Genomic DNA, 21,230 nt, shown 5'->3' with positions numbered 1-21,230 from the left:
AAGGAAGGAATAATATGGCAAGTCAAAAGGTTGAGAATCTGTTAAATCTTGCGTTAGATGCCACGGAAGAAGAGCGGGAAAAATCACTGGAGCTGGACGTGGGTTATAATCCCATCGACAGAGAATGGGACTTGATTATTAAGTATTCCGGGAATCTGGACCGTATACGCGAAGTGGCAAGCGATGTGGTGGAGCTGCAGAATGAATATGCAATTATTACAATTCGAGAGTCGCTGATTATGATTCTGGCGCAATTTCCTGAAATAGAATATATTGAAAAACCGAAACGGTTATTCTTTCAAGTCACGAATGGAAGACGGGTATCATGTATCGATGCGGTACAGGATACCCGTTTTGCACTATTTGGACAGGGAATTCTGGTTGCTGTTATTGATTCGGGAATAGATTATGAGAATGCAGATTTTCGAAATGCGGATGGAAGCACAAGAATTCGATATTTATGGGATCAGTCACTTGCACCCGCAGAAGGCAGAGTGCCACCGGAAGGATATTCCATAGGTGCAGAATATACGGCCGCGCAGATTAACGAGGCTTTGCGACAGCCCTCGATACAAGAACGGAGAAGGATCGTTCCAAGTATGGATACATCCGGACATGGGACTGCAGTGACAGGAGTGGCAGCCGGGAATGGGAGAAATAGCGGTGGACAATATGCAGGTGTGGCGCCGCAGAGTGAGCTGATTGTAGTGAAACTTGGCAGTCCGCGCAAGGAAGGATTTCCAAGAACAACAGAACTAATGCAGGGGTTGGATTATGTAATTCGGAAGGCACTGGAGCTTCGGATGCCTGTGGCGGTGAATATCAGTTTTGGCAATACCTATGGCTCACATGATGGAACTTCTCTGTTAGAACGATTTATTGATGATATCTCAAACATATGGAAGAGTTCTATCTGCATTGGTTCTGGAAATGAAGCAGCAAGTGCAGGGCATACGTCAGGGGTTATGGAAGAGGACAGAGATACCGTAATACAGCTTGCTGTGCAGAATAATCAGCCGACACTTGGTATTCAGATCTGGAAAGAATATACAGATGTCATCGACATTTCACTGGTTAGCCCTGCCGGTGTGATGGTAGGTCCTATTCAGGAAGTCCTTGGACCTCAGAGATTTACCGTTGGGCGGACAGAGATTCTCCTCTATTATGGAGAACCTAGCCCTTACAGTACTGCGCAGGAAATCTATATTGATATGCTGCCGAAGGATACATATATTACAGGAGGAGTATGGAAAATCGTACTGACACCCCGAAAGATTGTATCCGGTGCTTATGAATTATGGCTTCCGAGCGAAAATGTAGTGAACAGAGGAACTGGATTTTTGTTCCCGACAGACAATACAACACTTACGATTCCATCGACGGCAAGCCGTGTAATCACAGTGGGTGGATACAATGCGTTGACATTTGCCTATGCAGACTTCTCGGGAAGAGGATATACCAGAGAGGAGAGGAGTGTGAAGCCCGATCTTGTGGCGCCGGGAGTAGATATAACAACCGTAGCTGTCGGCGGAGGTTATGCACAGTTTACCGGCACTTCATTTGCAACGCCTTTTGTCACTGGCAGTGCGGCGCTGCTGATGGAATGGGGAATTGTCCGGGAAAATGATCTGTTTTTATATGGAGAGAAGGTGAAAGCATATCTGAGGAGAGGCGCAATGCCGCTGCCGGGATTCACGGTATATCCGAATCCACAGGTGGGATATGGAGTGCTTTGCGTGAAGGATAGTCTGCCGCTATAAAGTGCCTTTTTGTGTATATAAAAAGAAGAATAAATCTGCCTTTTCGTGAAAACATATATTGAATGAAACTGCCTTTTATGAGTATGATAGTACTAAAGATAGAAAGCATTCCTCATTAGGTAAATTCAGAAACAAATGTTTTTGTAATGCGACAATCAGAGAGATTTTCAGTGAAAGAAACGGAGGATAAAATGGCAAATTTAAGATTAAAGAAACTGATATTGGAAGTAGTGGATAATCAGCTGCGGGATAAAGACCCGCCTATCGTAAGAGAGGTCTATGACAGATTGATTGCAGAAGGATATTCTGTCCGTGATGCAAAGGAAAAAATCGGAGCGATCGTGCTTGAGGAGATTTATGACGTTATGAAAGAGAACCAGCCGTATGATGAAAAACGATATACGGATGCATTAAAGGATATGGTGCAGAAATGTATTGATTTTGAAGATACACATGAAATTCTTACGGAATGGGACAAATGGGATCGACTTGTGCAACAGGGGTATGAGGCACAGGAGAATCAAAATGACAGTGATATGATTTCACTCTGGTGGCAGGCATGGGAACTTTTCCAGAAGATTATTGATACAGCGGAATACAAAATAAGTGTAAGTGGTATTATGGAATCACAGGATTACCAATATCCGGTAGATGAATGGCTCCAGGATCTGGAGATGGAACTGGGGAATACCGGAGAACACGAAAAACGCATGGAATTCTGTCAAAGAATTTTGGAAATGCTGGATTGGAATTTTGACGATGATAGCTGCTTCAAGAATGCAATAGGAGAAGAATTATATGCAATGGGGAAATCCGTTGAGGGACGGGAATGGTTTGAAAGCTGGCTAAAAAAAGAGCCGCATAATCAAAATGCGCTTAATGTATTTAGTTGGTGCATTCAACAACAGGAAGGTACCGAGGAAGCATATCGGCTCATTCGAAGAGAGGTAATCGGTATAACATGTACTTTGCATAATGATTTGTTGTTTGAACGGGCGAAACTTCTGGCAAAGAATCTGGGATTGACGGATGATTTGAAATGGATAGAACCACAGCTGACATCATTTCATGATTCACTGGAGAAAGCAGATCCTTATAATGATTTGTATGATGATTTCAAAATGCCTGTACAGCAACTAATAGTAAAGGAAAAGAAAATATATCCAAATGATCCCTGCCCATGTGGAAGCGGGAGAAAATATAAAAAGTGTTGTGGAAGGAAATAGCATTGGAGGATAAAATGACTTTGCCAGAAGTAAAAGAACTTTCCAGAGAAGAGCTGCAGACTGTTATTTTGAAAATGCAGGAAATGTTATCAGAAGAGCAAAAGAAAAGCCTGCAGGAAATAATAAAAGAATGTAAGAAAACGGATGTGGATGAGACGACACAACCTGAGCAGGCAAGAATGTCGCAGGAGCTTGTAGAAGAAAAAATGAGACAAATCCAAAAATGGCAAGAACAGATTGATGAAGGTGAGATTTATCTTAATACGGAGGAATACGAAGACTATTCCAGCGGCTACTGGGACGCTGACTGGATTACAGAGTATTATGATAATCAGGGAGTCGGGGATAAACTTATGTATATGATCCGATTTGCTGAAGATTGTGTGGATGACATGCGGTATCAGGAAGCAAATGAAATTTATGAATGGCTGTGGGAGATGTCGGTTTTTACAGATAATGAATTTGGTGATCCGGTAGACATTGAGGTGCTGGGAGATAATAATCTGATACATACAGATATGAAACGGCTGGCACTCCTGACATTATATGCAGATTATCAGGGATTACCGCTGGAAAAACGTGCGGAAGATATGTATCTGTATTTTTCTTTTGATACATTCTCTAAGATACATATGGAAGAGATATTTCACGTTGGGAAGGAGAAGCTGAAAGATACGGAAAGATTTTGGAAGGACTGGATTGAACTGCTGAAAAGTAAAAATGGAGATATAGAAGCAAGGCTTCTGAAAGAGGCGGTTTTGTATTGCAAAGGAATCGAAGGCTTGCTTGAAATGGCAGAAGAAAATGTTTCAATCCATCCGTCGTTGTATCTTGCTGTAATGGATGAATATGAGAAAGAACACTTTTATGAAAAGATAGAAGAAGTGGGAAAGGATGCTCTTGATAAAATTGATGCTAATCTTACTATTCGGGGTAAAATTGCCTTAAAAACGGCATATGTCTCATCGCACTTAATGCATGAAGAGGAAATGATGCAGTTTTGTTGGGAATGTTTTTGCTCTGATTCGACCGTGAAAAATTATCTTCGCCTGTTTGGAACAGAAGAAATGGCAAAAAGATATGGTCTGCGGGGAAAAGAGGTTCTGATAAACAGAATAAAAGGCAATCAGGAGAACAATTGGAGAAATTCGGAGTTTCGTAGAAATATGATTGATGATTATATGTATAACAGTCTGAATTTTTATACAGGGGATTTTGAAAAGGTAAAAAATATATCAAAAAATCCAAAAGGTTCCTTGGGCTGGAGTTCCTCTTTTATTCGGAGTGGAATCAGACTTTTTCTGATTTATCTATATGAAAAACCGCTTCCTTCAAAGGCAGCTGCAAGTATTGCAGCTTATATAGGATTTCCTGATATAAAAGATGGAGAAAGCAGAATGTATTTTGAAAATGAAATTTTGGAAGAATGCCATAAGCACAAAGTAAGTGAATTCTGGAATTATTTTCAGAGATGGAAAAGACATTTTCCTATGGGAGAAGAGGAGAGAAAAAAGTATCTGTCATGGGCAGAAAAGATCGTATACAGCAGAGCGGATGCGATTGTGTCCGGGCAGCACAGAAATCACTATGGAGAAGTTGCCGGGTTGCTGGCAATCGTAGGAGAAATAAAAGAGAGTATGGGAGTGAATGGAGCAGGAAGGGAAATTTTTGTACAGTATAAGAATAAGTATCCGAGACATTCGTCTTTTCAAAAAGAAATGAAATATTATTTCAATATGTGAAAATAGTAATAAGCATTGTGACACTGACATTACATCCTCCCAACCATCTTGTAACAATAATATAACATCCTCTATACAGAAACATGCGGTTTTAAGCCATTTTCATGGCAAAAAAGCCGCATATTTTTTGTAGCAATAACTTGACATCCCCGGGAGCACTGTGTGTTCGTGGAAGCTTTCCAGTGTGATAATTAATGTAGAGTTGAAATAATGCAGGAAGAGAGTCTATAATATAAATTGAAATAAATAGTTTCGAAATATAAATATCTAAGGAGTAGAAATAATGGCAGTTATAACAAGAGATGAGGCATTGAGTTTATTAAAAAAATACAACAAGGATTCTTTTCACATTCAACATGCACTAACTGTTGAGGCGGTTATGAAGTGGTATGCAAATGAACTGGGTTATGGTGAAGATGCAGAGTACTGGGGGATTATAGGATTGCTTCACGATATTGATTTTGAATTGTATCCGCAAGAGCATTGCCTGAGAGCCCCGGAGATGCTGCGGGAAGCTGGCGTAGATGAGGGAATTATCCATAGTGTGGTATCACATGGTTACGGAATTACAGTGGGTTGTGGAATTACCATTGAGACCGAGCCGGAGCATGAGATGGAAAAGGTACTTTTTGCAGTAGATGAACTGACAGGTCTTATCTGGGCGGCAGCATTGATGCGCCCTTCAAAGAGCACAAAAGATATGGAATTAAAATCTCTTAAGAAAAAGTATAAAAGTAAGAATTTTGCTATGGGATGTTCAAGAGAAGTGATAGAACGCGGAGCCAGTCAGCTTGGCTGGGAGCTTGAAAAACTTCTTACCATGACTTTACAGGCTATGGCTGCCAGTGAAGACACCATTCATGAGGAAATGGAGAGATTAGACTGATGAGATACAAGTTACTTGGCTGTAAGATCTTAGAAAGAGAGATTGCCAGTGTCATCTTTTCGTGTAAAAATATTATTGATGTAACACTGATACAACAGAAGATACATAGCAGACCGGAGCATTTGAAGAAGATTCTTCAGGAAGAGATTAATATGATCGATGAGAATCGTCATATTTACTCCAATGACACGGAAGAATATGAATTTGATGCAATTTTGTTGGGATATGGTCTGTGTTCGAATGTGGTGACCGGCCTGTCCAGTAAGAAATATCCTCTTGTCATTCCGAAGGCCCATGATTGTATTACGCTTCTTATGGGAGATAAGGAGATGTACATGGAATATTACAAGAAGAATCCGGGTACATTTTATTATTCCCCGGGATTTGTGGAGTTGGATAATGTTGATGATGAGGATTATCTGAGGCGTAGATATGACATGTATCTGGTTCGTTATCATGGCAATGAGAGGCGTGCAAGACGTGCAGTAGAGATCGAGTCTGAATTTACGCAGCATTATCAAGGTGCAGCCTATATAAGATGGCCGGAACTGGATTTCCCGGAATATGAAGAACAGGCGAGAGAGAAAGCGGCAGAAAAGAATTGGTCTTACGAATTAATTCAGGGAAATCATTCCATCTTGAAGCAGATGGTGGATGGAGACTGGCCGGAAGACCGATTTCTTGTTGTCCGACCCGGACATCATGCAGAACCAAGCTATGATGAGAATATCCTGAAAGAAGTGTAGTAGAAGGTTAGAAAAGAAGTACAAAAGGTGGATGTAAATATGTGGGATCTGGAAAAAGCAATCATGATTACAAATAACGACCGTGTCTATGAAAAATATAAGAATGATTTAACTGTGATATTACTGAATACTTATGAAGAGGTCTTAATCAAGACAAGAGATCTTGTCTATGACCGGCATAAGCTTTTGACGCATCCGCAGGCTTCCAGTCTGAAGCCAAACCAGACGCCTTATCGTTCTGTGGTCGTATATCCGAAGGGAAAGGAAGATAATACAGAGGATATCCTGCTGATTGAGAAATGTATCGAGACATACCGGCAATGGCAGGAGATTGCACCTACACCGGAAAAATACAGTGAAAGAGTCTCAGAAGATTTTAAGACGATTGATTTATCCGTTGTTGATAATATTATTCCAAGAATTTCTTAAAATACAAACCATAGAAGATTCATTTGTAGAATGGCAAAATAAAGATTGATATGTCAGAAATAAAGTATGTTCTGCGTATCAATCTTTTTTAGATTGCTATTGTATTGGCAGATTTGTAAAAAAATTGATGTTAACGGAGTGAGATTTTGTTCGAAAAAATGGAAAAAAGTACAGAATATTAGAAAAATGAGGATATAATATTGCTGATTTCTACAAAGAATAGTATAATTATTATGAATAAATTGTGAATATTTATAGAAATATTCAATCGTAAAAAACTAGAAGGAGGGATTAAGCATGAAACTGGAACTTGGAAAAATTGCTATCAATGACATTCAGTTTGCGGACCGGACTTATGTCGAGAACCATGTGCTCTATGTGAACAAAGGTGAAGTGGAAGCCATGGTACTGGAAGATGACAAATTACTGGAATGTCATTTGGAGATTGCAAGGCCTGGAGATTCCACAAGAATTACACCGGTTAAGGATGTTATTGAACCGCGTGTAAAGGTAAGTGGAGGCGAGATGTTTCCGGGAGTGATCGGGAAGGTAACCCCGCAGGTAGGCGGCGGACGTACTCATGCATTGGATGGCTGCTGTGTGGTAACAGTTGGAAGAATCGTTGGATTCCAGGAAGGCGTCATTGACATGAGTGGACCGGCAGCAGATTACTGCCCATTTTCAAAGACTGTGAATTTGTGCGTGGTAATTGAGCCGAAAGAAGGACTGGAGACTCATGTATATGAGAAGGCAGGAAGAATGGCAGGATTGAAAGTTGCAGCTTATCTTGGCGAGGTAGGAAGAGATGTAGAGCCGGATACACTGGAAGTATTTGAGACCAAGCCAATCTTTGAACAGGCTGCGATGTACCCGGATCTTCCGAAGGTAGGATATGTACATATGCTGCAGTCACAGGGACTTCTGCATGATACCTATTATTACGGAGTAGATGCAAAGCAGATGGTTCCGACATTTATGTATCCGACAGAGATCATGGATGGCGCGATTGTTTCCGGTAACTGTGTGGCTCCATGTGACAAGGTTACAACGTATCATCATCTGCACAATCCGGTTATTGAAGACTGCTTCAAGCATCATGGAAAAGATATTAACTTTATGGGTGTTATCCTTACAAATGAGAATGTATTCCTCGCAGATAAAGAGAGACATTCTGATATGGTTGCAAAGCTTGCAGAGTGGATGGGACTTGATGGCGTGTTGATAACTGAAGAAGGATACGGCAATCCGGATACAGACTTGATGATGAACTGTCGGAAGGTAGAGCGCAAGGGTGTCAAAGTAGTATTGATCACCGATGAGTTCCCGGGGAAAGATGGAAAGTCACAGTCTCTTGCAGATACCTGTGAAGAAGCAACTGCATTGGCATCTTGTGGTCAGGGAAATGCGACACTTCAGTTTCCGGCAATGGACAAAGTCATTGGTACAATGGAATATATCGAGAGTCAGATCGGCGGATGGGCAGGATGTGTGAATCCAGATGGTTCTTTTGAGGCAGAGCTTCAGATTATCATTGCGTCTACTATCGCAAATGGATTTAACAAACTGGCTGCAAAAGGATATTAAGAAAGGAGAACAATGGTTATGGCAAAATATAAGATTGTGCATTATCTTAATCAGTTCTTCGGAGGAATCGGTGGGGAAGACAAGGCAGATTATAAGCCAGCGATCCAGGAAGGAAAAGTAGGACCAGGACTTGCGCTTTCAGCAGCTCTTGGTGAGGACTATGAGATTGTTGCAACCGTCATCTGTGGTGATAATTATTTCGGTGAGAATCTGGATGAAGCGACAGATGCGATTATAGAGATGATAAAAGGATATGCCCCGGATGTGTTCGTGGCAGGACCGGCTTTTAATGCAGGACGTTATGGTGTTGCCTGCGGCACAATCTGTAAAGCAGTGGAAGAGAGACTGGGCATTCCGGTTATCACAGCAGAATATGAAGAGAATCCAGGTGTTGATATGTTCCGTAAGGATCTGATCATTGTCAAGACAGGAGATTCGGCAGCCACATTGAGAAAATCTATGCCGAACCTGGCAGCATTGGTGAAAAAGCTGGCGGCAGGAGTAGAGGTTCTTGGACCGGAAGAAGAAGGATATCATGAAAGAGGAATCCGTGTGAATTACTTTGCAGAGGAGAGGGGATCTGAGAGAGCCATTCAGATGTTGGTCAAGAAGATGAAAGGCGAGAAATATGACACAGACCTTCCTATGCCGAAGTTCGACCGTGTCGATCCGGCAGCTCCAATTGCTGATATTACTAAGGCAAAGATTGCACTGGTTACTTCTGGTGGTATCGTACCACAGGGTAATCCGGATCATATTGAATCCTCCAATGCAACGAAGTTCGGCATATATTCCATTGAAGGTATGGATGAGATGTCACCAGATGATTTTACTACGATTCATGGTGGATATGACCGTCAGTTCGTTATGAAGAATCCGAACTTGGTCATCCCTCTGGATGTTATGCGTGAGATGGAGAAGGACGGAGAATTTGGGGAACTGGCAAATTACTTCTGTTCAACGACAGGAACTGGTACGGCAACAGGTTCTGCGGCCAAGTTCGGAGATGCAATCGGTAAAAAACTGGTAGAGGATGATGTAGATGGCGTCATCCTCGTCAGCACATGAGGTACCTGTACACGTTGCGGTGCAACGATGGTAAAAGGCATTGAAAGATATGGTCTCCCGGTTGTTCATATGGCAACAGTAGTTCCAATTTCATTGACAATTGGCGCAAATAGAATCATTCCGGGTGTTGGTATTCCTTACCCATTAGGTGATCCAACACAGGGCGAAGTGGATTCAAAGAAGATTCGTAAGAGTATGGTAAGACGTGCATTAAAAGCACTTCAGACTCCGGTAGAAGAACAGACAGTATTTGAATAGAATATAGGATAGCGTGAAGTGGCAGGGAATAATTTACCTGTCACTTTTTTGACTTCTGACTTTTCACAGTGTATACTGAGACATACTACATTATTGTAAACAGCAAAAACCAAGGGCACATTGATATTTATGCCTGTGGGATTTTGCACGACACGATATTAGATAAGATGGCAGAAAGGCAGACATGGTATGAGCAGAGGAACAGATTTCCTGAATATGGTAACGGAAAAATTAAGGCAGCGAATCCTGGAACTTGGAGATGCCATTCAGGAAGTACAGAAGGATATTGCAGGAATGAATGAGTATTACTGGGAGAACTATACGGAGATGGACCAGTATGGCTATGAGAACTATGATAATCAGCAGGCTCTTCTGGCACAGGTGAATGCTAATCAGGAAAATCAAAAGAAGCGTCATAGAATGAAGAAGATGTTGGATTCGCCGTTCTTTGGAAGTGTAGATTTTCAGTATGAAGGGGAAGAGGAAGCAGAGACTTTCTATATCGGAATCGAGAATTTTGCAGAAGAAAGAGGCAGTGTGCCGTTGATCTATGACTGGCGTGCACCAGTCAGTGGTTTGTTCTATGATTACGATAAGGGATCTGCGTCTTATGAAGCGCCTGCCGGTACCATGGAAGGAGAGATTCTTTCAAAATGGCAGTATAAGATCCGCAGTGGCAGGATGATCTATGAATTTGAAAGTGACCTGAAGATTGATGATGATATCCTGAAGCAGGAGTTGGGTGCGAACAGTGATGTGCAGCTTAAGAATATTGTACGCACCATTCAGAAGGAGCAGAATGCGATCATCCGCAATACGAAGGATAAGATTCTGGTGATCCAGGGAGCGGCAGGAAGTGGAAAGACTTCGGTAGCGCTGCATCGGATCGCTTATCTGTTGTACCATGACAGGAAGAACCTGAATTCATCGAATATATTGATTCTGTCACCAAATGGTGTGTTCTCCGATTATATTTCCCATATTCTGCCGGAATTGGGGGAAGAGAATATCCAGGAGATGAGTTTTGATCTGTTTGCCTACCGGGAACTCCAGGGAACTGTGGCCGACTGTGAAGACAGGTGGCATCAGATTGAAAAGATGTTACACGGGCAGAGTATACAGGATCAGGAGAGATATCAATGGAAGCAGTCGAAGGAATATGTGCGTGCAGTAGAGGGATTCCTGGTAGAATTGGAAGACCGGCTGATTGATTTTCGGGATGTGAAGTATAAAGGTTATGAGAAGACGGCAGAAGAATTGCTGGAGATGTTCTATTTTAAATTCCAGAATGTGCCGCTTTTATCCAGAGTAGAAGCATTGATGGATTATTTTATTGACGAATATGAGACACTGAATAAAAGAGATCTGTCGGAAGAAGAACTGGAAGTGGTTCGAGAACAATTCCAGAAAATGTACGTAACGACAGACTTGTATGAGATCTACAACTGGCTGCTGGAAGAGAATGGATGGCCGCTTCTGCCGGATCTTCCAAGAGAGCGGAGAATTCTGGATTATGAGGATGTCTATCCGATTCTCTATCTTCGATATCGCCTCTGTGCAGTGACAGCTCATAAGAATATCCGCCATCTGGTCATTGATGAGATGCAGGATTATTCTTATCTGCAGTATGTGATTCTGGAGCGAATGTTCGCCTGCAATATGACGATCTTGGGTGACCGGGCCCAGACAATCGGGGAGAAGATGCAGGATGTATTAAGATTTCTTCCAAAAATATTCGGAAAGAATATATGTAAGATTGAGATGAACAAGAGTTACCGTAACACCATAGAGATTGCGAAATATGCGGAATCAATGAATGGTGTGTCAGGAATTGAGTATATTAAGCGCCATGGAAAAGAAGTAGAAGAGATGCAGCTGTCAACCTGGGAGGATGCTGTTGAAGCTGTTCTGAAGCGAGTCAATGTAAGTACTGGGGTAATTGGCCGCTCAGAAGTGGAACCATATGAAACGGCAGCGGTACTTACAATGACAGAAGAGGAAGCCCGGAAGATTTATGAGTATCTGAAAAAGAAGCGAGAAGATGTCTTCTATATTGACAGGGACAGTTCAAACTTTCGAAAAGGAATTACGGTTACGACATTCTATATGGCCAAGGGTCTGGAGTTTGATCAGGTCTTTGTCGCAGGAGGGACACAGGACCATCCGTTCTTCCGGCAATTCCGGTATATCTGCGCGACACGGGCACTCCATGAGCTGTATATTATGGAGATAATAGAAGATTCATACTTGACTGGGGATGCCTGGATTCGATAAAATGAATTATTAGAAACAGACAATTGAATAGATCCGGTTAACGGCTGCCCTAGACACCATTATAAGGGGCCGAAGAAGCAAACCCAGGGTTATGCATCTTACTCTGGTGGAAACTGACAGGCAAAAGGAAGGTAGTACCACGGAACTTTGGAGAGAATGCGGACAGCATCGCCTACGAGGCTAGAACCAACTGGCAAAAGGACAGAGTGTGACAGATGACATGAATGAACAATGGAGGCTGGAACTATGAGAATGATGTTAGTTGGAGCGGGAGCAGTAGGTGAAAGTATCTTAAAGATCATGAAGTGGCGGGATCCGAAGGGTGAATGGCTGGAGTATGTGCTGGTATGTGATTTTGACCAGAACAGGGCGCAGGAAGTGGTTGAAAAGTTAGAAAAAGACTGTCGATTTGAAGTTGCTGAGGTGAATGCAACCGATAAGGAATCGATGATGCGGCTTGCCTTGATGCACCAGATTGATTTCCTGATGGATGCGGCACCACCCTTTGCCAGCAACTATATCTTTGATGCAGCTTATGAGACCGGAATTAATTATGGTAATATGGGGACCTGGTCAGTACCGATGGATCATCCAGCTTATGGATTGGGAATCGAGAACAGCTATACGGAACCCATGACCAAATATAATTTTGACCGTCATGAGGCATGGAAAGAGAAAGGCAGCATGGCGGTTATTTGTATGGGAATTGACCCCGGAGTCGTCAATGTCTTTGCGAAATATGCTGCCACGGAATTATTGGACGAGATTACGGAAGTCCATGTAAAGGACGGCGGCAATCTCTCCGTACCGGGAGCAGATCCGGATGATATTATGTTCGGATTTAATGTGTGGACGGTATTAGATGAAGTGATGAATCCGAATGTGGAATACGATGCATCCAGAGGAGGCCTACTGGTGGAAAAGCCGTTTGCCGGGAGAGAAGTCTGGGAGATGCCGGATGGTGTTGGGCAGAACACGTTGGTAAAAGTAGAGCACGAAGAAGTGGTTACCATGCCCCGTTATCTGAAGCAATATGGATTGCAGCGGGCCACATTTAAGATTAGTCTGGATGAGAATCTGATCACAGCACTGAAAGTTGTTGATAAGTTGGGGCTTCGCAGTATTCATCCGATACAGATTGGAGAGACAGAAGTCATCCCAAGAGACGTGGTGGCTGCATGCGCTCCTCAGCCGAAGGATATTGGGGATGAGATGATCGGCGAGATGCTGGTCGGTGTGGAATGTATTGGAAAGAAAGATGGGAAAGAAAAGGCATATTTCTTATATCAGGCATTTGACAATCAGGAATCTATGAAGAAATGGGGCTCTCAGGCGGTTGTGGCACAGACGGGATTCGGTGCGGCACTTGCCATCGAATTGATTGCAAGAGGTATCTGGAAAGACAGAGGAGTCTTTTCACCAGAATATTTTGACCCGCTTCCATATCTAAACCTGATGGATGAAAGCGGGTATGAGTATCATATTGCAGAGATTAAATAAGTACTTTTTCCATATCTTTCGGCAGAGGTGCAGTAAATTCCATCGGCTCGCCGGTAATCGGATGTGTAAAGGAAAGACGATGGGAGTGTAGTGCCTGTCGACCGATATATTCCATGTCCGGGTTATAGAGGTAGTCTCCGATGAGGGGATAACCGAGATATTTCATATGGATTCGTATCTGATGGGTGCGGCCTGTTTCCAGACGAAGGGAGACAAGGCTGTGCCCATTTCTTTCTTCCACAAGACGATAATGAGTAATGGCAGTTTCGCCCTGTTCCCAGTCAACCGTCCTCTCGATGATGGTTCCGGGCTTTCGGGCAAGGGGAGCATTGATTGTCCCGGCTTCTGGGGAGACATGTCCCCGGACAATGGCAAGGTATTCCCGATGGATATCTCGGCGGCGCACCATATCGGATAAGATATTGCCACTGACCAGATGCTTGGCGACAACGGTAAGGCCGGAGGTGTCCCGGTCCAGACGGTTACAGCAGCGGAAGATGAACGGTTTTCCCTGCTCCTGATAGTACCATGCCAGAGCATTTGCCATGGAATTCGTATAGTTATTCAAAGAAGGGTGGATGGGCATGCCGGCTGGTTTGTTGATGACGATAATGTCCTCATCTTCATACACAATATCCAACGGTATCTGTACCGGAGGAATCTTCTCGGAACATTTGGTCTCGCAGATATGGATAGACAGATGGTCTCCGGTATTAAGCTCCTGCTTCATATAATAATGTTCTCCATTGACCAGAACGCTTTGGGGCATCCGCTTAATCTCTGCCAGATTCTGTCCGGAATAACCCTTGCGGCGTAAGTATTGTTCGATGCGAAGGCCGTCACCGGCTTCATCTATGATATAATCAATGACACGATTCATTGCAATTCTCCTGTATTTTCGGTATGATATTCATAGTAGACAGTATAACATAATTTGAAAGAAAATATCAGAGAATTAAGAGGCAGAAATAAGATGACAGGTTTAAGTACTTTGTGTTATATGGAACGGGATGGCCAATATCTGATGCTCCATAGAACCGTTAAGAAACATGACGTAAATAAGGATAAATGGATTGGGGTCGGAGGACATTTTGAGGCTGATGAAAGTCCTGAGGAGTGTCTGCTTAGGGAAGTACGGGAAGAGACCGGATATACGCTGACTTCTTACCGGTATCGGGGAATTGTTACCTTTGTATCCGGCAATGGAGTGACGGAATATATGTCTCTTTTTACGGCAGATGGTTTTGAAGGGGAGCCCATACCTTGTGACGAAGGAGAACTGGAATGGGTGGATATCGAAGATGTCTGGAAGTTGAATATCTGGGAAGGTGATAAGATCTTCTTTCGGTTGATGGATGAAAGGAAGGACTTCTTTTCCTTGAAATTAGTCTATGACGGGCAGGATAAACTGGTGGATGCATCACTGGATGGGAAACCGATGGAATTATTCGATGTGTTAAATGAAGATGGTACGAAGTCTGGAGTAATACGTGAACGTGGAGTTGTACACAGGGAAGGAAGTCTTCATGCAACGGTACACATGTGGGTTGTAAGGAAGAATCAGAAGAGTGGTTATGATGTATTGTTACAGAAGCGGAGTGCATGCAAGGATTCGAATCCCGGATGCTACGACATCTCTTCGGCAGGTCATGTGGCTGCAGGAGATGAGATTCTGGAGTCAGCAGTCCGTGAGATGCAGGAAGAACTGGGCATTCATGCGGCGAAAGAGCAATTACATTATGTAGGAGAGCATCGGGGATCTTTTGAAGCGGTATTTTATGATCGATTGTTTAAAGATAACGAATTAAGTTCGGTGTACGTGTATACAGAACCGGTAGAAATTGAAAATCTGAAACTTCAGGAATCAGAAGTAGAAGAAGTAATCTGGATGGATTATGAAGAATGCAGGCAGAAAGTAGCAGATGGAACCTTGCCCAATTGTATCTATGAAGACGAATTCCGTATGGTTGGAGAATATCTGAAAAAGCAAAAATTTTAATCGAGAAAAACAGAAAGGAAATAATCATATGCAGAAAGTAAAGTTGGAAAATGAGAAACTTGAGATTACCGTAAATATTCACGGTGCAGAATTAAGTTCTATCCGGGAAAAGAAAAATGATACGCAGTACCTCTGGAATGCAGATCCAAAGTATTGGAATCGGTCATCACCGGTTCTTTTCCCATTTGTCGGTGGGGTCAAGGATAAGGTATATCGTCACGAAGGTGTGGAATATCCGATGAATCAGCATGGATTTGCAAGGGATATGGATTTTGACCTTCTTAGCCAGACAGAGAATGAGGTATGGTTTGCATTGGATGCAACAGAAGAGACGAAAAAAGTATATCCATTTGATTTTCATTTGGAGATTGGCTATCATCTGGAAGAAAATGCTGTTAAGGTCATGTGGAAGGTGAAGAATACCAATGATAAGACCATGTACTTTTCCATTGGGGCACATCCGGCATTCTTCTGTCCGGTCAGAGAAGGAGAGAAGCAGTCTGATGATTACATAGCTTTCCGTAAAGAAGATGGAACTGTGCCAGAGAGTTTCACCAATACCATCTTCGGCCAGGGTGGTATGGTGACCACAGAGAAAAAGGAGTATACCCTTCAGGAAGGAACTCTTCCGATCGCGGAGAATCTCTTTGATGGAGATGCACTTGTCATCGAGAATCATCAGGTACAGCGAGTTGCCTTAATGGACAGTGATAAAAAAGAATATCTGGCAGTGGAATTCAATGCGCCGTTAGTCGGAATCTGGTCACCGCCGAAAAAACATGCACCATTCGTCTGCATTGAACCATGGTATGGAAGATGTGACAGCGAGGTGTTCGATGGCGAATTAAAAGACCGGGAATGGGGAAATACCCTGGAAGCAGGAGAAACCTTTGAAGCAGAGTATCGAGTAGTTGTACTGGCGTAATGCCAGTACAATTCCTTGAAATTATTTGCAAAAAATCATAACATTTTAATGAGGATATTGTTTTTTAGTGATAAATTACATATAATATATGTGAGAACAGAGAAGTTCTCCGTCATCTTGATGAGTCCTGTGACGGTTCTGACAGGACAGTAAAATAAAAATTGACCGAATGATGAAGTTGTTAAGTGAGAGGCTGGATGCCTCTCGTTTTTTCTGATTAAAGCATAATCAGGAGGATTCCGGCATGTTTTTTACAAAGGATAAATGGAAAAAGGAATGGGAAGCTCTGGAGAAAAAGGAACAAAGTTTCCTTAAGAAGAATATCCAGGAGAAGGAATCTGTCCTTAAGCAAAAGCTTTCGGATAAGATCCCGGACAAATTGGAAGATACACTGCACGCTGCTTTCGTGAAGGCTTTTGAAATGGTCTTTGAATATGGGACAGGTATCATTGAGACTTCTTTATATGAAGTTTCTTCAGGGAATTCCGATTGTCGGAGTCGCAGGTGGCCTGGCAGACAGTGTATATCTGAAGAAAATAACAGATTATGCGGATTTGAAATATCGTCGCCGCTTTTTAAAAAAGAAGCTGTCAGATGAGAGCAAATGATGAATATAGATGGTATTATTGCCGAAAATGGGTTATACTATTTTGTGTAGAAAACAAACTGTCAGATATTGGATGGCAGAAAAATACAAATCATAAAAAGAGAGGTAATCATTATGTCAGTGATTCATTTAACCAGTGATAATTTCAAAGAAGAAGTATTAGAATCTAAGGTGCCAGTGTTGGTGGATTTCTGGGCAACATGGTGCGGACCGTGCCAGATGGTAGGACCAATCGTAGAGGAATTGGGAGAAGAAGTTACAGATGCGAAGATCTGTAAAGTGGATGTCGATGCGAATCCAGATCTGGCAAGAGAGTATCGGGTAATGTCAATTCCGACATTTTTGGTGTTCAAGGACGGACAGATGGTAAAAAGAGATATGGGAGCAAAGCCAAAGGAAGAACTTCTGGCATTGCTGAAGTAAGAGAAAGAAAATGAAAATCACAAAAACCTCAAGATAGACTTACTGTTGTAACGATATCTTGAGGTTTTATCTTGTCTTGGCTGAATCTGAAAATGGGGAAGTCCTTGCATTCTTACCGTACTTCAGAGTATACTAAATATACGTTCGAAAGAGTATAATCAATGAGGGAGAGAAACATATGATAGAGACTGGAGTAATTAACGGAAGATTTCAAGTGTTACATTTAAAACATATGGAATATATACTGGCAGCAAAAATGCGCTGCAACAAATTATACATCGGGATTTCCAATCCTGACAACATGCACACCAGAGATTCGGTCAATGATGTCAATCGAAGCGAACCTTCTGCTAACCCGTTGTCTTATTTTGAACGGTATCAGATGATCAGAGGTGCGATGCAGGAATTTAAGGTTCCGGAAAGTGAATACGATATTATTCCGTTTCCGATTAACTGTCCGGAATATCTGTTACAGTATACTCCGAAAGATGCAGTATATTACCTGGGAATGTACGATGAGTGGGATGAAGAAAAATATAAGATACTGCGAAGTCTCGGGCTTAATATAGAAGTGCTGTGGCACAGACCATTAGAGGAAAAAGGAATCACTGGTGCCATGGTACGAAATTGTATTGCAATGGAACAAGAGTGGGCGAAGTTCGTGCCGAAAAGTGTATATCGATATCTGACAGAAAATGAGATGGATAAAAAGATAAAAAGACTGGAATTGATGCGGATAGAGGAGAAGATGAATGCGTGTTTTTAGTATGTCTGCTTGCTTCTTTTGTAGTATAATGGCAGAGACTGATGTGAGATCATGATATAAAAAAGAAACGGTGTTTCATGTGCACCGTTTCTTTTGTGGTATAATAAATTTTAATCTACGAATTTTACTGCAGTTCCGTATGCCAGAACTTCTGCTGCGCCCTGTACGATGGAGCTGGAAGCGTAGTGGATATTTACCACAGCATCTGCGCCCATTGCAGCAGCATCATCTGCCATACGTTTGGTAGCAACAGCTCTGGCTTCGTTCATCATCTCTGTGTAGGAGGTAAGTTCTCCACCGACCAGTGTCTTGAAGCTGTTCATGATGTCCTTACCAAGATGTACGGATTGAATCATAGTACCTCTTACTAGTCCGATCATCTCAAATTTTTTTCCTGGAATATAATCCGTATTTACTAATATCATACCTGTTCTCCTCTCAAGATATAATTGTATTATTTTATTAATACAATTATACTATAAAAATGAAGCAAAGACAATATGCAATATAGCTGATTTATAAATTTAATACATCCTTAATGGTATAAAAGCCAGGTTCTTTATCAGCAAGATAAGCAGCGCAGTCACAGGCACCGCGTGCAAAGCATTCCCAGTTGTAGGAGTGATGAGTGATTTCCAGACGCTCTCCCATTCCGCCGAAGAATACGGTGTGGCTGCTAGGAATATTGCCGGCGCGAAGAGAGTGGTAGCCGATAGTTCCGGGAACTCTCGGAGAGGCACCTTCTCGACCGTATACGGCGATGTCATTCAGTTCTTTGCCAAGGGCATGGGCCATAATCTCGCCCATTTCCTTCGAAGTTCCACTTGGAGCATCTTTCTTCCACTGGTCGTGCATTTCTAAAATCTCAATATCCAGATCATTTCCGGCGATCGTTGTTACCATTTCCAGTAATTTATTCATGATATTGACCAGTTTTGAAGTGTTTGCTGCATACAACATCGGGATCTGGGAAGCAGCATCCTGAAACCGCTGCATCTCTTCTTCGCTAAATCCTGTAGTGCCGCATACCAATGCCTTTTTATGTGCGATTGCCAGATCAAGGACTTCCATAGCGTTCTCTTTGGTAGAAAAGTCAATGATGACATCACAGGAATCGATGACGCTTTCCAGATCATCCACAACCGGGACACCTATTTCTTTTCCGATCATAGCAACCATTCCCAGATCACTTCCTATGTAATCACGCCCCTTTGGAGCAACGCCGGCAACCAGTTCCATATCCTCTCTTTCTGCTGCAACCTGCGTGATTAATTTTCCCATTTTTCCCCGTGGACCTACTACAATAACTTTCATAAATGTAAACTCCTTTCGCATACATGATATGACTAATTATGTCTATTTTATCACAAAATATAAGAATCACAAAGGAGTTTTCTTGACATGAAAATGTGCATAATGTATAATAAATTATAGATTATCAATAATTAATAATCTATAATAAACAAATTTCTAGAGAAGTGCCTTGTATCAAATGCTAACGAAGAGGTTATTGAGAAAAGGTGCGGGGAAAAAGGAGGATGAGTAATAATGAGTACTCAAACAAAAAAGAAGCTCCCTATGGGTTTTTGGGCATGCTCTACGACAGAGATTTTTGAACGTTTTGCTTATTATACCGGACGTTCTATCCTGTTAGTTTTCGTAGCAGCAAGTGTAGCATCAGGTGGTCTTGGTCTGTCAGAAGGAACCGCTGCGACCATGCAGTCACAGTTGACAGCATTTTCTTATGGACTTCCGATTCTGTGTTCCATTATCTGTGACCGTCTGATTGGCGCAAGGTATACCACCCCAATTGGTATGGTTCTCTGTGGCGTTGGTTACTGGATTGGATCTATGGCAACAAGCAGTGGAATGGTATATGCGATGATCTGGTGTATCAGTATCGGTCTTGCATTCTATAAAACTGGTCCGTTGATTGGTCGTATCGTATCCAGTGATCAGCTTAACAATGCATATTCTGTTCGTTATGGACTTGTTAACATCGGTGCATTTGCAGGCCCATTCCTTGCAGGTATTCTGTATCAGGATGTATTCGCAAGTGGAGATATGATGGGATACAGACCATGCTTCAAGATTGCAGCTATCCTGATGTTCTTAGGAGCAATCTGGTTCACCATTGGAACACGTTTTATGGGTGAAGCAGGAAAGACACCTTTCAAGAAAGAATTGACAGAAGAAGAGATTGCCCGTGAAGCAGAGTTGAAGGCAAAGAATAAAGAAGAAAAGAAGATGCCTTATACAACAATTGAAAAGAAGAGAATTGCAGCAATCATTCTGATCTGTGTATTTGCTATTATCTTCTGGATCTTCTGGTATCTGGCTTATCTGCCGGTATATTACTTCTGGGGTGAAAATGCAAACTGGGTAGTTGGAGGCTACAATGTACCTCTTACATGGTTTGATGCTGCAAATGCTTTATTCTGTGTATTAGTTGGTATGTTTGTAACACCAAAGCTTTGGAGTTACCTGGCAAACAGACCGAAGGGTGATATGAGTATTTACAAGAAATGTGCATTAGGTATTGGTACTCTTGGTGTTGGATATCTGTTCTTTGCATTGATGGATATTATCCGTGGTGATGGACAGATCAGCTGTCTGTGGCTTTTAGCTTTTGCAGTTCTGATTACATTGGGTGAGATGTTCTTCTCTCCACTGGGAAATGCATTTATCGCTAAGTATGCACCAAGCCGTATTTACTCTACAATGCAGTCTGTATGGGGACTTGCAATATTCTTCGCAGCAATCAGTTATGGATATGTTTATAATGCATTATTCGGAGGAGCTATTAAGTTCACGACCGCATGTATTATCATTGCAGTAATCGCATTTGTTGCTGTCGCACTTTTGGTTATCCTGGATAAACCATTAACAGCACTGGTTGAGAAGAAAGATGACGAAAAATAGAGTGGATTATTAGAATATAATTATGTACAATGATATTAGGATTGCGGGATTACATATGGAATGCCTGTCAATCCTAATATTATTGGGGAGAAAAAACCCATAATAACAATTATTT

General features: G+C 42.1%; 17 protein-coding genes and 2 pseudogenes. 16 read left to right on the top strand and 3 right to left on the bottom strand.

The window, feature by feature from the left end:
• Window positions 1-14: 14 nt before the first annotated feature.
• From ACQRD1_RS06830 to ACQRD1_RS06785, 10 genes and pseudogenes are all read left to right on the top strand, one after another.
• Window positions 15-1,760 carry a S8 family peptidase gene (locus tag ACQRD1_RS06830; RefSeq protein ID WP_427787206.1) on the top strand — a complete coding sequence of 582 codons (1,746 nt, stop codon included), beginning with the start codon at window positions 15-17 and terminating at the stop codon, window positions 1,758-1,760.
• A 1,145-nt stretch (window positions 1,761-2,905) separates the two neighbouring features.
• Window positions 2,906-2,986, top strand: a pseudogene (locus ACQRD1_RS06825) (SEC-C metal-binding domain-containing protein); the annotation flags it as partial.
• Window positions 2,987-3,000: 14 nt separating this feature from the next.
• On the top strand, window positions 3,001-4,728 hold the full coding sequence (locus tag ACQRD1_RS06820; protein WP_427787205.1) for a hypothetical protein: 1,728 nt from the start codon (window positions 3,001-3,003) through the stop codon (window positions 4,726-4,728).
• A 283-nt stretch (window positions 4,729-5,011) separates the two neighbouring features.
• Window positions 5,012-5,614, top strand: a complete 603-nt coding sequence (locus tag ACQRD1_RS06815; protein ID WP_347375922.1) for an HDIG domain-containing metalloprotein — start codon at window positions 5,012-5,014, stop codon at window positions 5,612-5,614.
• Window positions 5,614-6,360 carry a DUF1638 domain-containing protein gene (locus tag ACQRD1_RS06810; protein WP_427787204.1) on the top strand — a complete coding sequence of 249 codons (747 nt, stop codon included), beginning with the start codon at window positions 5,614-5,616 and terminating at the stop codon, window positions 6,358-6,360. The genes ACQRD1_RS06815 and ACQRD1_RS06810 overlap by 1 nt, the downstream gene beginning before the upstream one ends.
• 39 nt (window positions 6,361-6,399) lie before the next feature.
• Window positions 6,400-6,789, top strand: a complete 390-nt coding sequence (locus ACQRD1_RS06805; RefSeq protein ID WP_427787203.1) for a GrdX family protein — start codon at window positions 6,400-6,402, stop codon at window positions 6,787-6,789.
• Window positions 6,790-7,086: 297 nt separating this feature from the next.
• Window positions 7,087-8,373: a sarcosine reductase complex component B subunit alpha gene (gene grdG / locus ACQRD1_RS06800; RefSeq protein WP_427787202.1), complete on the top strand. Its 1,287-nt coding sequence runs from the start codon at window positions 7,087-7,089 to the stop codon at window positions 8,371-8,373.
• 18 nt (window positions 8,374-8,391) lie between these two features.
• The gene (grdF, locus tag ACQRD1_RS06795; RefSeq protein WP_427787201.1) at window positions 8,392-9,699 is read left to right on the top strand and encodes a sarcosine reductase complex component B subunit beta; all 1,308 of its coding nucleotides are present in this window, start codon (window positions 8,392-8,394) and stop codon (window positions 9,697-9,699) included.
• Window positions 9,700-9,888: 189 nt separating this feature from the next.
• Entirely contained in the window at window positions 9,889-11,973 is a 2,085-nt protein-coding gene (locus ACQRD1_RS06790; protein ID WP_427787200.1) for a HelD family protein, read from the top strand.
• Between the two features lie 246 nt (window positions 11,974-12,219).
• Window positions 12,220-13,473, top strand: a complete 1,254-nt coding sequence (locus tag ACQRD1_RS06785; RefSeq protein ID WP_427787199.1) for a saccharopine dehydrogenase family protein — start codon at window positions 12,220-12,222, stop codon at window positions 13,471-13,473.
• Here ACQRD1_RS06785 and ACQRD1_RS06780 read toward each other — a convergent pair.
• Window positions 13,466-14,353, bottom strand: coding sequence for an RluA family pseudouridine synthase (locus ACQRD1_RS06780; RefSeq protein WP_427787198.1), 888 nt, complete (start codon window positions 14,351-14,353; stop codon window positions 13,466-13,468). The two genes, ACQRD1_RS06785 and ACQRD1_RS06780, sit on opposite strands and share 8 nt — an antisense overlap.
• 93 nt (window positions 14,354-14,446) lie before the next feature.
• Here ACQRD1_RS06780 and ACQRD1_RS06775 point away from each other — a divergent pair, with 93 nt between their 5' ends.
• From ACQRD1_RS06775 to ACQRD1_RS06755, 5 genes and pseudogenes are all read left to right on the top strand, one after another.
• Window positions 14,447-15,472: an NUDIX domain-containing protein gene (locus tag ACQRD1_RS06775; protein WP_427787197.1), complete on the top strand. Its 1,026-nt coding sequence runs from the start codon at window positions 14,447-14,449 to the stop codon at window positions 15,470-15,472.
• 28 nt (window positions 15,473-15,500) lie between these two features.
• Window positions 15,501-16,397: an aldose 1-epimerase family protein gene (locus ACQRD1_RS06770; protein WP_427787196.1), complete on the top strand. Its 897-nt coding sequence runs from the start codon at window positions 15,501-15,503 to the stop codon at window positions 16,395-16,397.
• 443 nt (window positions 16,398-16,840) lie between these two features.
• Window positions 16,841-17,005 (top strand): annotated as a pseudogene (locus tag ACQRD1_RS06765) (EcsC family protein); the annotation flags it as partial.
• A gap of 113 nt (window positions 17,006-17,118) precedes the next feature.
• The gene (gene trxA, locus ACQRD1_RS06760) at window positions 17,119-17,427 is read left to right on the top strand and encodes a thioredoxin (protein WP_235232522.1); all 309 of its coding nucleotides are present in this window, start codon (window positions 17,119-17,121) and stop codon (window positions 17,425-17,427) included.
• 178 nt (window positions 17,428-17,605) lie between these two features.
• Entirely contained in the window at window positions 17,606-18,193 is a 588-nt protein-coding gene (locus ACQRD1_RS06755; RefSeq protein WP_235232523.1) for a nicotinate-nucleotide adenylyltransferase, read from the top strand.
• 110 nt (window positions 18,194-18,303) lie between these two features.
• Here ACQRD1_RS06755 and ACQRD1_RS06750 read toward each other — a convergent pair whose 3' ends face one another.
• Together ACQRD1_RS06750 and dapB are read right to left on the bottom strand one after the other, a co-directional pair.
• On the bottom strand, window positions 18,304-18,618 hold the full coding sequence (locus ACQRD1_RS06750; protein WP_235232524.1) for a YbjQ family protein: 315 nt from the start codon (window positions 18,616-18,618) through the stop codon (window positions 18,304-18,306).
• A gap of 91 nt (window positions 18,619-18,709) precedes the next feature.
• Window positions 18,710-19,507 (bottom strand): 4-hydroxy-tetrahydrodipicolinate reductase, encoded by a 798-nt coding sequence (gene dapB, locus ACQRD1_RS06745; RefSeq protein WP_235232525.1) that lies wholly within the window; start codon window positions 19,505-19,507, stop codon window positions 18,710-18,712.
• Window positions 19,508-19,741: 234 nt separating this feature from the next.
• On the opposite strand from dapB, the gene ACQRD1_RS06740 reads away from it, so the two are divergent.
• The gene (locus tag ACQRD1_RS06740) at window positions 19,742-21,115 is read left to right on the top strand and encodes a peptide MFS transporter (RefSeq protein WP_235232526.1); all 1,374 of its coding nucleotides are present in this window, start codon (window positions 19,742-19,744) and stop codon (window positions 21,113-21,115) included.
• Window positions 21,116-21,230 lie beyond the last annotated feature (115 nt).

This window comes from Bariatricus sp. SGI.019 (assembly GCF_050315235.1).
Classification (GTDB): domain Bacteria; phylum Bacillota; class Clostridia; order Lachnospirales; family Lachnospiraceae; genus JAFBIX01.
The sequence above is the reverse complement of the archived record's forward strand: the minus strand, read 5'-3'. Positions and strand labels throughout refer to the sequence as shown.